The sequence below is a fragment of the Caldimonas sp. genome (assembly GCF_046291045.1).
GTDB lineage: Bacteria > Pseudomonadota > Gammaproteobacteria > Burkholderiales > Burkholderiaceae_C > Caldimonas.
Genome location: NZ_JBKBSL010000004.1, coordinates 66,991 through 80,903 on the forward strand (window position 1 = coordinate 66,991; position 13,913 = coordinate 80,903).

Genomic DNA, 13,913 nt, shown 5'->3' on the forward strand with positions numbered 1-13,913 from the left:
CACCATGAGCTATTCGCCGTTCGCCGACGACATCGACCTGGAGCAACCCAAGGTGCTCCTGGTCGACGACGACGAGGTCAACCTCCTGCTGACCTCGATCGCCCTGCGCGAGCGCGGCTTTGCCATCACCGAGGCCTCCAGCGGCGAAAAGGCTCTGCGCATGCTGGCCGACTGGTCGCCCGACGTCATCGTGCTCGACGCCATCATGCCTGGCATGGACGGTTTTGAGACCTGCCGGGAACTGCGAGCCACTCCGGGCTTCCATGCCATCCCGGTGCTCATGCTCACCGGGCTGGACGACGACGCCTCCATCACGCGCGCCTACGAGGCCGGTGCCACCGACTTCTTCGTCAAGTCGAACCAATGGAGCCTGCTGGCCGGTCGCCTGCGCTATCTGCTGCGCTCGGCCCGCACGCGCCAGGCCCTGGAGCGCAGCAAGGCCCAGCTCGCCCGTGCTCAAGACCTGGCCCGCATGGGCAGCTTCGACTGGCACGTGGACAAGGGCACCCTGAGCTTCTCGCTCGAAGGGCTGCGGGTGTTTGGCATGGGCCCGGGCGATGCGCTGAGCATGCGCGAGGTGCTGCACATGATCCCGGCCGACGAGCGCAAGGGCTTCATGGCCATCCTGCGCGAGGTGCTGCGCCACAACACCGTGCTGTGCACCGACGTGCCCGTCAACCTTGCCGACGGCCGCCAGCGCATCGTCCACGTCGAGGCCGAACCCGAGTTCGACGACCACGGCAACCTCAGCCTCTACAACGGCATCGTCCAGGACGTCACCGACCGCCGCATCGCCGAGGACAAGATCAAGCACCTGGCCAACTTCGACTCGCTCACCGGCCTGCCCAACCGCCGCCAGATCATCTGGCGGGCCGAACGTGCGATCGAGCATGCCAAGCAGTTGCACCACCAAGTCGGCTTCCTGCTGATCGACCTCGACCGCTTCAAGATCATCAACGACACCCTGGGCCATGCCGCGGGGGACGATCTGCTGGTGGAAGTGGCACGGCGGCTGCGCGCGTGCGTGCGCCATTCCGACCAGGTCATCGACGCCCCGCTGGACGCCCTGGGTTCGCGTGCCCACCGCACGCTGGAGGCGGTGGGCCGCCTGGGTGGCGACGAGTTCGTCGCCCTGCTGCCCGAGGTGGGCAGCCAGAGCGACGCCGAGCGCGTGGCCCATCGCATCCTCGAGGCCTTGCGTGAGCCGGTGCTGGTGGGCGGCCAGGAATGCTTCGTCACGGCCAGCGTGGGTGTGGCGCTGTTCCCGCGCGACGGGACTACGGTGGCCGACCTGCAGCGCAACTCCGACGTGGCCATGTACGCCGCCAAAAACCAGGGGCGCAACGCCTGCAGCGTCTACTCCCCGCAGCTTGCCGGCATGGGCCGGGCCAAGCTCGAACTCGAGTCGGCCTTGCACAAGGCCCTGGAGCGCGGTGAGCTGGTGCTGCATTACCAGCCCAAGGTCGATGTGGCCACCGGCACCCTGATCGGGGCCGAGGCCCTCATGCGCTGGCAGCGCGGCGACCAGCTCATCTCGCCGGCCGACTTCATCCCCCTGGCCGAGGAGACCGGCCTCATCGTGCCCATGAGTTACTGGGCACTGCAGGAAGCCATCCGCCAAGCGCGCCGATGGCAGCACTCGCTCGGCATGGACCTGCCCGTGGCGGTCAACCTGCCCAGCCGCATGTTTTTGCGCACCGACCTCGTCGAGAGCATCCAGACTTCGCTACAGGAGCTCCAGGCCAGCCCCTGCTGCCTGCAACTCGAGATCACCGAGACCGGGCTGATGAAGGATCTGCAAAACGTCATGCCCTGCCTGCGCCGACTCAACCAACTCGGCCTGGAGATCTCCATCGATGACTTCGGCACCGGCTATTCCTCGCTGGCCTACCTCACCACGCTGCCCATCGGCGAACTCAAGATCGACCGCTCTTTCGTGCGTGAGCTGGGCGTGCGCGCCGAAAGCGCTGCGGTGGTCACGGCCATCATTGCGCTGGCCCGCTCGCTGAACCTGCGGGTGATCGCCGAGGGCGTCGAGTCCATGCTACAAATGGAGGTGCTCAGCCGCCTGGGCTGCAGCACCATGCAGGGCTATCTCTTCAGCCGCCCCTTGCCGGCGGCCGAGCTCGAACAGTGGCTGCGCCAGACCGTGCTGCCGCGCCGGGCGGCCTGGATGCCGGCCCCCGAGGCCGCTGTGGCCGCCCCCGGCGCCGCCCGGCCCGGTTCCACCCGGGTGGCCTCCTGAGGCCCCGCTCCCATGAGCTCCTTGCCATCGTCTTCCGATCCGCGCACGGCCGGCAGTGTCACTCAGCCCGCCTCGCTGGGGGCTGCCCAGACCCCGGCCCAGATCGCCAAGGCTGCGCTGCGCCGGCTGGCGCTGGACCGGCTGGAGCCCACACCCGAGAACTACCAGCGTGCCTATCGCGCCGAGGCCGGCGAACCCCCGGGGCCGCCGGGCCTGCCGCCGGCCGTGCAGCGCTTGATCGAACGCCTGGCCCAGCGCCTGCCGGGGGGCGGCGTGCCGCTGGTGCAGGCCCTGTCCCAGGGGCGCATCGAGCAGGCCGAGCGCTGGCTGGCCGAGGCCGGGGAAGGCGACAGCGACGACGCCCAGGCCTGGGCCGGGCTGATCCAGCGCCTGGTCAGGGCGGTCGAACGCGGCGGACGGGTGTGGACCAGCGCGCGCAAAAAGGACAGCTTGCAGCGCGTGCTGGCTTCCAGCCGCGGGGATCCTCAGCGCCTGCGGCAGCGCTTGCACCAACTCGTGACTCACTGGGACAGCGACGGCGCGGGCGAGGCGCCGACCCTGGGCGACGACCCGGTCTTGGCCGAGGCCATGGCGCGTGGCACCGCACCACCCAGCCAGCCCATGCCGCTGAACGCACTGGCCGACACCGACGTGTCGACCGCTGCCGAGGGGCTGGCGCGTTGCTGGTCCGATGTCGTGGCCGAGCTGGCGCAAGCCATCGCCGCGGCCCTGCCCGACGACGACCCCCGCTGCGTGCGCCTGCGCGCCCGACTGGACGACCTGCTGGCCCCGCTGGCCGACCAGCCTGACGAGGAGCTGGCCGACGACTGGCGGGGCTGGGCCGGCGATGCCCGGCGCCTGCTACAACACCGGGCCCACCTCACCGACCAGCTGCGCGGCCTGTGCGATGAACTCAGCGCCAGCCTGGGCGAGCTGGCCGAAGACGGCAGTTGGGTCCAGGGCCAGGCCGGCCTCATGCGCGAGCGGCTGCGCGAGGGGCTCACCGCCCGCACCGTGCGTTCGGTCAGCCACCTGCTGCACGCCACCCGCAGCCGCCAAGGCGAAATCAAGGCCGAGCGCGCCCGCTCGCGCGACATGATCAAGCAGCTCATCAACAGCATGGTCCTGCGCATCGGCGAGCTCGGAGCGCACACTGGGCGCTTCCAGGACCGCATGGACCGTTACGTGCAGGTCATTGAGCAGGCCGACACCCTCGAGAGCCTGGCCGGTGTCGTCAAAGAGCTGGTAGAGGACACCCGCAATGTCCAGACGGCGGTGCATGACACCCACGAGCGCTTGCGCAGCGAACACGCCCAGGCCGAAGCCCTGCAGCAGCGTGTGCGCGAACTCGAGGCCGAATTACAGCGCCTGTCGACCGAAGTTTCCACCGACCCGCTCACCGAGATCGCCAACCGCCGCGGGCTGATCCAGGCCTTCGAGGTCGAGCATGCGCGCTTGCAGCGTCAGGGCGGCGAGCTGGCCGTGGGTCTGCTGGACATCGACAACTTCAAAAAGCTCAACGACACCCTGGGGCACCAAACCGGCGACGAGGCGCTCAAGTTCCTGGCTGGCCACATCAAGCAGGCACTGCGACCGATGGACACCGTGGCGCGCTACGGTGGCGAGGAATTCGTCGTCCTGCTGCCCCAAACCACCGCCGAGGAAGCCCGCGTCGTGCTCACCCGACTGCAGCGCACGCTGTCGGCCAACTTTTTTATGCACGACGAGCGTCAGGTCTTCGTCACCTTCTCGGCCGGCGTCACTGTGTTCCGCCCGGGCGAGCGCCTCGAAGAAACCCTGGACCGAGCCGATGAAGCGCTCTACGAGGCCAAGCGCACGGGCAAGAACCGCACCTGCGTGGCGTGAAAGCGCCAGCGGCCGGCGTCCCGCGCCGGCCGCGGCCTTCACTGGCGGAAGCGGTGAGATTCGAACTCACGAACGGTTGCCCGTTGCCGGTTTTCAAGACCGGTGCAATCGACCACTCTGCCACGCTTCCTATCTTCCGGATTGCCGGTTTTGGTCGGTGTTCACATCGCTACGCGATATGAACACCGCCCCAAGTCCCTACGGGACTTGAGCAAGACCGGTGCAATCGACCACTCTGCCACGCTTCCTATCTTCCGGATTGCCGGTTTTGGTCGGTGTTCACATCGCTACGCGATATGAACACCATTGATCCCGGTCAAGCGCTTGTCACCCCCTTGCGTTGACGATGACGGCAGGTATGAGAGTTTACCTGCCTGGCGGCGCCGGGACGAGGTGGCAGGGGCTTGAAACGGCGGCCAGTGGCCGTCACTTGACGGGGCAGCGGAGAAAAACACCGATGGTGCAGTTCAAAGACTACTATGAAGTGCTCGGCGTTCCGCGCGATGCCACCGCCGACCAGATCAAACAGGCCTATCGGCGCCTGGCGCGCAAGTTCCATCCTGACGTCAGTCGCGAGCAGGATGCGTCGGCGCGCATGAGCGAGATCAACGAGGCTTACGCGGTGTTGTCCGACCCGCAGCGGCGGGCTGCCTACGACGCCGTGGGCGCCGGCCATCGAGCCGGCGAGCCCTTCACCCCGCCGCCGGACTGGGATGCCGGCTTCGAGTTCAGCACCGAAGGCTTCGACGGGGCCGACTTGGGCGACTTCAGCGACTTCTTCGCCGAGCTGTTCGGCAGGATGGGCGCGCGCACCACCCCGCGTGGCGCCCGTCCCTCGGGCGGGCGGGGCGAGGACCACCACGCCCGCATCGTGCTCGATCTGGCCGACGCTTGGCGGGGCGCGCGGCGGGAGATCACCTTGCGCAGCCCGCAGCTCGACGCCGACGGTCGCGTGCGGCTGGCCACCCGCACCTTGCAGGTGCAAATTCCGCGCGGGGTGCGGCCCGGCCAGTTGATCCGCCTGGCTGGGCAGGGGGGCGCGGGCCGCGGGGGGGCACCGGCCGGCGACCTCTACCTCGAAGTGCAGTTCCGACCCGACCCGCACTTCCGACTCGATGGCAGCACCTTGGTCACCGAGTTGCCGGTGGCCCCCTGGGAAGCCGCCCTCGGCGCCGTGGTGCCCCTGTCCCTGCCCGGGGGCCACACCTTGCGCGTGCGGGTGCCGGCCGGGGCACAGAGCGGGCAGCGCCTGACCGTGCGCGGCCAGGGCTTGCCCTCGAACCCCCCCGGCGACTTGGAGCTGGTCGTGCGCGTCGTCCTGCCCAGTGCCCACCATCCCAAGGCACGGCAGCTCTACGAACAGATGGCGGCGGCGCTGCCCGATTTCGATGCGCGTCGGCAGGCCGCGGCCGATGACGGTCTTGGAGGACACCATCCATGAGCCCAGACATCCTTCCTGTCGCCCCCCCCGACGAGGCTTTGCTCGACCTCGAGGCCTTGTGCCGTTGTGCTCCGGTGAGCCGCGAATGGGTGCTCGAACGCGTGCGCTGTGGTTTGATCGCGCTAGCCGGCGGTGACGGCGCCTCGGCCTGGCGCTTCGACGCGGCCACGCTGCGTCGCGTGCGCTGCATGGTGCATCTGGAGCGCCATTTCGATGCCGTGCCCGAACTGGCCGCCCTGGTGGCGGACCTGCACGACGAGATCGACGCCCTGCGCCGCCGGTTGGCGCGCGCCGGGTTGTGAACGGCCTGACCGATCTGGAGGACTGCCATGGCGATGAAGACCCCCGACCCCCGGATTCAATGGAACGTCGGCTACTGGCTGCTGGCCTTGCTGCTCTTGCTGTCCTTGCAAAGCCTGTGGCAAAGCCAACGCATGGTCGAGCCCGTGCCCTATAGCGAATTCGAGCGTGCGTTGGCCGAAGGGCGTGTGGCCGAGGTCGTGGTGAGCGAGACCACGCTGACCGGCAAGCTCAAGAACCCCGAGCCGCGCGGCAAGAGCGTCATCGTGGCCAACCGGGTGGAGCCCGCGCTGGCCGAACGCCTGTCGCAGTACGGCGTGCCCTACACCCGCGTGGTCGAGAGCACCTTCCTGCGCGACCTGCTGTCATGGGTGGTGCCGGCCCTGGTGTTCTTCGGCGTGTGGTTCTTCCTGGTGCGCCGCTTTGCCGAGAAGCAGGGCATGGGCGGTTTCATGAGCATCGGCAAGAGCCGGGCGAAGATCTACGTCGAGAAGGACACCGGCGTGACCTTCGCCGACGTGGCCGGCGTGGACGAAGCCAAGGCCGAGCTGCAGGAGATCGTCGCCTTCCTGAAGGACCCGCAGGGCCAGGGGCGGCTGGGCGCACGCAGCCCCAAAGGGGTGCTGCTCGTGGGCCCGCCCGGCACCGGCAAGACCCTGCTGGCCAAGGCCGTGGCCGGCGAGGCCGGCGTGCCCTTCTTCAGCATCTCCGGCTCGGAGTTCGTCGAGATGTTCGTCGGCGTGGGCGCCGCGCGCGTGCGCGACCTGTTCGAGCAGGCCCGCGCGAAGGCCCCGGCCATCATCTTCATCGACGAGCTCGACGCCCTGGGCCGGGCACGCGCGGCGGCCGGCGGCCTGGGCGGGCATGACGAGCGCGAGCAGACGCTCAACCAGCTCCTGGTCGAACTCGACGGCTTCGACTCCACTTCCGGCCTGGTGCTGCTGGCGGCGACCAACCGGCCCGAGATCCTCGACCCCGCGCTGCTGCGTGCGGGCCGCTTCGACCGCCAGGTGCTGGTGGACCGTCCCGACAAGGCCGGCCGCGTGCAGATCCTGAAGGTGCATGTGAGGAAGATCCGCCTGTCGGCGCAGACCGACTTGGAGCAGGTCGCCGCGCTGACCACCGGCTTTTCCGGTGCCGACCTGGCCAATCTGTGCAACGAGGCGGCCCTGGCGGCCACACGGCGGGGCGCCGCCGAAGTGGAACTGCAGGACTTCACCGTGGCCATCGAGCGCATCGTGGCCGGGCTGGAGAAGAAGAACCGTGTGCTCAACCCGCGCGAGCGCGAAGTCGTCGCCTACCACGAGATGGGCCATGCGCTCGTGGCGCTGTCGCTGCCGGGCACCGACACCGTGCACAAGGTCTCCATCATCCCGCGCGGCATCGGTGCGCTGGGCTACACCATCCAGCGCCCCACCGAGGACCGCTTCCTGATGACGCGCGAGGAGCTCGAACACAAGCTCATGGTGCTCCTGGGCGGGCGGGCGGCCGAGAAACTGGTGTTCGGTCATTGGTCCACCGGCGCGGCGGATGACCTGGCGCGCGTCACCGACATCGCGCGCGACATGGTCACGCGCTACGGCATGGTCGAAGACCTGGGCCACGTGGCCTATGAGGCACAGCCCACACGCTTCCTGGATGGGCCCGGGGCGCTGCAGCCGGCACGCAACATCAGTCCGGACACGCAGCATCGCATCGACGAAGCCGTGCGCGAGATCGTCACGCGCGCCTTCGACCGCACCCTGGCGCTGCTGCGCTCGCATCGCGACCTGCTCGAGCGCGGCGCCCGCGAGCTGCTGGCGCGCGAGACCCTGGACGAGGCGGCCCTGAAGGAACTGACGCGATCGCTGCGCGAGCCGGATCGTGAAGCGCCACAGCCGGCCTCATGAGGCCGGCCCGCCCGGCGCCTGGGCCTGCGCGCACTCGACCTGCACCACCTCGCGGCGGCCACCGTCCACGCGCACTGCGGTCAGTCGCCCACCCCACACGCAGCCCGTGTCGATGGCCAGCAAGTCCTCGCGCATCAGCAGGCCCAGGGTGGACCAGTGGCCGCAGGCGATCGGGGTGCCGGCCGTGCGCCGTCCCGGCACGTCGAACCATGGGAACAAGCCCGGCGGGGCGGCTCGGGCGCCATCCTTGACGCTCAGATCCAGCCGGCCCTGGGCGTCGCAAAAGCGGATGCGCGTGAGCACGTTGACGACGAAGCGCAGACGGTCGGCGCCGACAAGATCCTCGCGCCACTGCGCCGGCTCGTTGCCGTACATCACCTGAAGGAAGGCGCCCAGCTCGTCGCTGCGCAGATGGGCCTCGACCTGCGCCGCCAGCGCCAGGGTCTGGGCCGCATCCCATTGGGGCACCACGCCGGCGTGCACCATCAGCCAGCCATGTGCCTGCACAGCCAGGCGCTGCCGGCGCAGCCAGGCGATCCAGGCCTCGCGCTGCGGCGAATCGAGAATGGGGCCCAGCGTGTCGCTGCGGTGGGGTCGGCGCACGCCATGGGCCACCGCCAGCAGATGCAGGTCGTGATTGCCCAGCAGGCAGGTGGCGGCCTCGCCGAAGGAGGCCAGGCGCTGCAGCACCTGAAGTGAGCACGGGCCCCGGTTGACCAGGTCGCCCAGCACGTACAGGTGGTCGCGCGAAGGGGAAAAGCCGATCTCGGCCAGCAGCCGATCCAGGGCGTCGCAGCAGCCCTGCAGGTCGCCGATGAGGTAGATCATGGCCCCGATTCTGCTACGCTCCCCCGTTCCCGTGACCACTTCCCCGCGGGAGTCGCCTGCGGGGCCCCGTATGGACGTAGCGTTACTGACCTTCCTCATCGTGCTCAACGGCGCCTTTGCCATGTCGGAGATGGCGCTGACCGCGGCGCGCAAAGCTCGGCTGCAGGTGCTGGTGGAAAGCGGAGCGGCCGGAGCCTCGGCCGCCATGGCGTTGCACGAGAACCCCACCAAGTTCCTCTCGACGGTGCAGATCGGCATCACCTCCATCGGCATCCTCAACGGCATCGTCGGCGAGGCGGCTTTTGCGGTGCCGCTGGCCGCGTGGATGACGGAAGATTGGGGGCTGCAAGCCACGGTGGCCAGTGTGGTCTCCACTGGCGTCGTGGTGGTCATCATCACCTTCCTCACCATCATCTTCGGCGAGCTGGTGCCCAAGCGCCTGGGGCAAATGTATCCCGAGACGGTCGCGCGCCTGGTGGCGCGTCCGATGGAATGGCTCTCACTGGCCGCGCGGCCCTTCGTCGTGATGCTGTCCTGGGCCACAGCCACGGTGCTGCGCCTGCTGGGCATCACCGACCAGCCCAACCGCGGCGTCACCGAGGAGGAGATCGCCGCCAGCCTGGAGGAGGGCGTGGATGCCGGCGTGATCGAGGCCCACGAGCACCAGATGGTGCGCAACGTCTTCCGGCTCGACGAGCGCCAGATCAGCTCGATGATGATCCCCCGCGGCGACATCGTCTGGCTCGACGCGCAAGCCCCCGTGGAGCAGGCCCTGGCCACCATCGCCCAGGCCGAGCACTCGCGCTACCCGGTGTGCCGTGGCGGGCTGGACGATGTGCTCGGCGTGGTCACTGCCCGCCAGTTGCTGCAGCAGATGGCCCAGGGCCAGGAGATCCGCCTCACCGAGAACCTGCAGCCCCCCGTCTTCGTGCCCGAAACGCTCACCGGCATGGAGCTGCTCGAGAGCTTCCGCGCCTCGACCATGCAGATGGTCTTCGTGGTCGACGAATACGGTGAGATCCAGGGTGTGATCACGCTGCAGGATGTGCTGGAGGCCATCACGGGCGAGTTCCAGACGGCCGAGCCCGACGGCGCCTGGGCGGTGATGCGCGAGGACGGCTCCTGGTTGATCGACGGCCTCATTCCGGTGCCCGAGCTGAAGGACCGGCTGGGCCTGAAGGAGGTGCCCGAGGAGGACCGCGGCCGCTACAACACCCTGGCCGGCATGGTGATGCTGCTGCTCGGACGCCTACCCCAGGCCACCGACGCGGTGGAATGGGGCGGCTGGCGCTTCGAGGTGGTCGACATGGACGGCAAGCGCATCGACAAGGTACTGGCCACGCGGCTGCCCGAGGATAGGCTGAAGGAAGAGATCTTCGGCACCGAGCCGCGCCGCCAGGGGTAGGCGCCCTGGCCTGCTTGACAGGGAAGCTGGCAGGGCCGGGTTGCGGCGCCAAAAAGACCAGGGGCCCGACGCAAGTCGGGCCCCTGGTCATTGGAAAGGTCTGGTGCCGGTGACCGGATTCGAACTGGTGACCTTCGCATTACGAATGCGCTGCTCTACCAACTGAGCTACACCGGCAGCAAAGAGTGCAATTCTAGCAAGAATCGCAGACTGCCGGTCAAGCGCCGCCGGCTTCGCGATGGTAGGCCGTCACGCGCTCGACTTCGTTCTTCGACCCCAGGATCACACTGACGCGCTCGTGCAGGCGCTCGGGCTGGATGTCCAGGATGCGCTGGTGCCCGTTGGTGGCGGCACCGCCGGCTTGCTCGACGATGAAGCTCATCGGGTTGGCCTCGTACATCAGGCGCAGCTTGCCGGGCTTGTCGGGCTCGCGCTTGTCCCAGGGGTACATGAAGATGCCGCCTCGGGTGAGGATGCGGTGCACGTCGGCCACCATCGACGCCACCCAGCGCATGTTGAAGTCCTTGCCACGCGGGCCTTCCTTGCCGGCCAGGCATTCGTCGATGTAGCGCCTCACTGGCGGGGCCCAGTGGCGCATGTTGCTCATGTTGATCGCAAATTCCTTGGTGTCCTGGGGGATGGTCACGCCGTGCTGCGTGAGCACCCACGAGCCCTGCTCGCGGTCGAGGGTGAACATGGCCACGCCGTCGCCCACGGTGAGCACCAGCGTGGTTTGCGGGCCGTAGATGCAGTAGCCCGCCGCGGCCTGCTTCGAGCCCGGCTGCAGGAAATCCTGTTCACTCACGCCGGCATGGTCGTCGGGTTTCTTCAGCACCGAGAAGATGGTGCCGATGCTCACGTTCACGTCGATGTTGGACGAGCCGTCGAGCGGGTCGAACAGCAGGAGGTACTCGCCCTGGGGGAAGCGGTTGGGCACCAGGTAGATGCCGTCCATCTCCTCCGAGGCCATGGCCGCCAAGTGGCCTCCCCATTCATTGGCTTCGATCAGCACCTCGTTGCAGATCACGTCGAGCTTCTTTTGCACCTCGCCCTGCACGTTCTCGGTGCCGGCGCTGCCCAGCACGTCGCCCAGGGCGCCCTTGTTGACGCTGATGGCGATGCGCTTGCAGGCGCGTGCTACCACCTCGATCAGCAGCCGCAATTGCGCCGGAATATGACCGTGCATGCGCTGCTGTTCGACCAGGTACTGGGTCAGGCTGATTCTCTTGCCCATGTCGTGTTCCTCGGGGTCGTTGGTCTCAGTCGGCGAGTGCCCGGGTGACGATCTCGCGCACGTCGTTGCTCAGCTCGGCGCGGGCCGCCACGCGGGCGATGGCTTCGCGTGCGGCGCTGCGGTAGGGCTCGGCGAGCTGCTTCCAGCGATCCATCGCACGGGCCACGCGGGCGGCCAGTTGCGGGTTGATGGCGTCGAGCTCCAGCACGCGGTCGGCCCAGAACACATAGCCGGCCGCATCCGTGCGATGGAAGGCCGCCGGGTTCATGAAGCACAGCGCGGTGATCAGGCTACGCGCCCGGTTGGGGTTGCGCAGCGAGAAGTCCGGGTGCGAGAGGAGGGCGCGGCAGCGCGCGAAAACACGGCCGTCGTTCTCGCTGGCCGAGGCCTGGAGCGCGAACCACTTGTCGATCACCAGCGCCTCGTCGCGGAACATCGCATGGAAGCGTTCGAGCGCCGGCGCGGCCAGTTCGGCATGGCTGTTGACCAGGGCGCTGAGGGCACCCAGGCGGTCGGTCATGTTCGTGGCGTCCTTGAAACGCTGGTAGGTGCGGCCCGGCCACACCGGGTCGCGGGTCACCGAAGCCCCCAGGCACAGATAAGCCAGCGCCAGGTTGGCCAGGGCTCGCCGGCCGGATGACACCGGGTCGGGGCTGTAGCCGCCGCGCACCTGGTGAGCCTCGAAGGCCCACTCCCAGTCGTGATGCAGCGCTTGCGCCAGTTGCAGCCGGGCGGCCTCGCGCACGGTGTGGATGCGCTGCGGATCGACCTCCTCGAGCTGTTCGGCCAGATAGCCCTCGCTGGGCAGCGTGAGCACCAGCTCCTTGAACGCGGGATCGAGCGTCGGGTGGCGCAGCACGGTGCGCATGGCCTCGACGAAGGGCGCATCCAGGTGCAGGGCTTGGCCGCCCCGAATGGCCCCCAGCAGGCGGTTCAGCGCCAGGCGCTGGCCAGCCTCCCAGCGGTTGAAGGCGTCTGCGTCATGCGTCAGCAGGTGCAGCAGCTCGGCGTCGCTGAGGCCATCCTCCAGCAGCACCGGCGCGGAGAAGCCACGCAGCAGCGAAGGCACCGGCGGGGCGTCCAGGCCGACGAATTCGTAGCGCTGGCGTTCCTCGTGCAGCACCAGCACGCGCTCGGTGCCCACGGGAGCGTCCTCGCCCACGAGCTGCAGCGGCAGGTGCTCGCCCCGGGGGCCGATCAGGCCCATGGCCACCGGGATGACCCAGGGCTGCTTGCTCGGTTGGCCAGGCGAGGGCAGGCCATGCTGCGACAGATCCAATGTGTAGGTGCGCGCATCGGCGTTGTAGTGGCCGCGGGCCGACACGCGAGGGGTGCCGGCCTGGCCGTACCAGCGCTTGAAGGCGTCCAGGTGCGTGGCCAGCGCGCTGCCGGGGTTGGCGTCGGCGATGGCTTGGGCGAAGTCGTCGCAGGTCACGGCCTGGCCGTCATGACGCTGGACGTACAGCGTCATCCCCCGAGCGAAGCCCTCGCGGCCCACCAGGGTCTGCATCATGCGCACCACCTCGGCGCCTTTGTCGTAGACCGTGGCGGTATAGAAGTTGTTGATCTCCACGTAGCTGTCGGGCCGCACCGGGTGGGCCATGGGGCCGGCATCCTCGGGGAACTGGTGCTGGCGCAGCGTGCGCACGTCCTCGATGCGCTTGACGGCCCGGGCGCTGGGGCTTTGCGCCAGATCCTGGCTGAACTCCTGGTCGCGGAAGACGGTGAGGCCTTCCTTGAGCGAGAGCTGGAACCAGTCGCGGCAGGTGATGCGGTTGCCCGTCCAGTTGTGGAAGTACTCGTGGCCCACCACGCTTTCGATGCCGGCGTAGTCCGCATCGGTGGCCGTGGCCGGGTTGGCCAGCACGTACTTGGTGTTGAAGATGTTGAGGCCCTTGTTCTCCATGGCCCCCATGTTGAAGTCGCTCACCGCCACGATCATGAAGCGGTCGAGATCGAGCGACAGGCCGAAGCGGGCCTCGTCCCAGGCCACCGCTGCGATGAGCGAGTTCATCGCGTGCTCGGTCTTGTCGAGGTCGCCGGCGCGCACATACACCTGCAGCAGGTGCTCGCGACCCGAGCGGGCGCGGATCTTCTGCTCGCGGCACACCAGGTTGGCCGCCACCAGGGCGAACAGGTAGCTGGGCTTGGGGTGTGGGTCCACCCACTTCGCGTAGTGCCTGCCGCCCTCGAGGCGGCCTTGCTCGACGAGGTTGCCGTTGGACAGCAACACCGGGTACTTCGTGGCGTCAGCCCGCAGGGTAACGCTGAAGGTGGCCATCACGTCGGGGCGGTCGAGGAAGTAGGTGATGCGGCGAAAGCCCTCGGCCTCGCACTGTGTGAAAAAGCCGCCGCCCGAGGTGTACAGGCCCGAGAGCTGGGTGTTCTTCTCGGGGGCACAGGTGGTGCGCACCTCCAGCGTGAAGGGCGCCTCGGGCAGGTTCTCGAGCACGAGTTGCTGGTGTTCGACACGGAAGGACACCGACTCGCCGTCGACCAGCACACGGGTCAGGTTCAGGTTCTCGCCGTCCAGGCGCAGGGGCTGGCCCGGCGCAGCGGCCGGATTGCGCTCGACCTGCATGCGGTTGACGACGAGGGTCTTGGCCGGATCGAGGTCGAAGCTGAGGTCGACGCTGCGGATCCAGTAGGCCGGCGCGGTGTAGTCCTCGCGGCGGATCAGGGGGGAGCTGCCTTCGCGCATGGTG

General features: G+C 68.6%; 9 protein-coding genes and 2 tRNA genes. 6 read left to right on the forward strand and 5 right to left on the reverse strand.

The genetic code is table 11. From position 1 onward, the window contains the following. Positions 1-4: 4 nt before the first annotated feature. The gene (locus ACK4ZD_RS02515) at positions 5-2,245 is read left to right on the forward strand and encodes a putative bifunctional diguanylate cyclase/phosphodiesterase (RefSeq protein WP_409658334.1); all 2,241 of its coding nucleotides are present in this window, start codon (positions 5-7) and stop codon (positions 2,243-2,245) included. 12 nt (positions 2,246-2,257) lie between these two features. Further along, positions 2,258-4,111, forward strand: a complete 1,854-nt coding sequence (locus tag ACK4ZD_RS02520; protein ID WP_409658337.1) for a diguanylate cyclase domain-containing protein — start codon at positions 2,258-2,260, stop codon at positions 4,109-4,111. 42 nt (positions 4,112-4,153) lie between these two features. Here ACK4ZD_RS02520 and ACK4ZD_RS02525 read toward each other — a convergent pair. Then, positions 4,154-4,241, reverse strand: a tRNA-Ser gene (locus tag ACK4ZD_RS02525). A 330-nt stretch (positions 4,242-4,571) separates the two neighbouring features. On the opposite strand from ACK4ZD_RS02525, the gene ACK4ZD_RS02530 reads away from it, so the two are divergent. Genes ACK4ZD_RS02530 through ftsH form a run of 3 tightly spaced genes read left to right on the forward strand, consistent with a single transcriptional unit; the run spans position 4,572 to position 7,741 of the window. Next, on the forward strand, positions 4,572-5,552 hold the full coding sequence (locus tag ACK4ZD_RS02530) for a DnaJ C-terminal domain-containing protein (protein ID WP_409658458.1): 981 nt from the start codon (positions 4,572-4,574) through the stop codon (positions 5,550-5,552). Further along, positions 5,549-5,854, forward strand: coding sequence for a chaperone modulator CbpM (locus tag ACK4ZD_RS02535; RefSeq protein WP_409658340.1), 306 nt, complete (start codon positions 5,549-5,551; stop codon positions 5,852-5,854). The genes ACK4ZD_RS02530 and ACK4ZD_RS02535 overlap by 4 nt, the downstream gene beginning before the upstream one ends. A 27-nt stretch (positions 5,855-5,881) precedes the next feature. Next, entirely contained in the window at positions 5,882-7,741 is a 1,860-nt protein-coding gene (ftsH, locus tag ACK4ZD_RS02540) for an ATP-dependent zinc metalloprotease FtsH (protein WP_409658343.1), read from the forward strand. Here the strand turns inward: ftsH and ACK4ZD_RS02545 are convergent. Then, positions 7,736-8,569, reverse strand: a complete 834-nt coding sequence (locus ACK4ZD_RS02545) for a symmetrical bis(5'-nucleosyl)-tetraphosphatase (protein ID WP_409658345.1) — start codon at positions 8,567-8,569, stop codon at positions 7,736-7,738. The genes ftsH and ACK4ZD_RS02545 overlap by 6 nt on opposite strands. 70 nt (positions 8,570-8,639) lie before the next feature. Here ACK4ZD_RS02545 and ACK4ZD_RS02550 point away from each other — a divergent pair, with 70 nt between their 5' ends. Then, positions 8,640-9,974 carry a hemolysin family protein gene (locus ACK4ZD_RS02550; RefSeq protein WP_409658348.1) on the forward strand — a complete coding sequence of 445 codons (1,335 nt, stop codon included), beginning with the start codon at positions 8,640-8,642 and terminating at the stop codon, positions 9,972-9,974. Positions 9,975-10,075: 101 nt separating this feature from the next. On the opposite strand, the gene ACK4ZD_RS02555 is transcribed toward ACK4ZD_RS02550, so the two are convergent. The 3 genes from ACK4ZD_RS02555 to pepN form a co-directional block, all read right to left on the reverse strand. Further along, positions 10,076-10,151: transfer RNA gene (locus ACK4ZD_RS02555), tRNA-Thr, on the reverse strand. A gap of 40 nt (positions 10,152-10,191) precedes the next feature. Next, positions 10,192-11,208, reverse strand: a complete 1,017-nt coding sequence (locus ACK4ZD_RS02560) for a class 1 fructose-bisphosphatase (protein WP_409658351.1) — start codon at positions 11,206-11,208, stop codon at positions 10,192-10,194. A gap of 25 nt (positions 11,209-11,233) precedes the next feature. Further along, positions 11,234-13,909, reverse strand: coding sequence for an aminopeptidase N (pepN, locus tag ACK4ZD_RS02565; protein ID WP_409658353.1), 2,676 nt, complete (start codon positions 13,907-13,909; stop codon positions 11,234-11,236). Positions 13,910-13,913 lie beyond the last annotated feature (4 nt).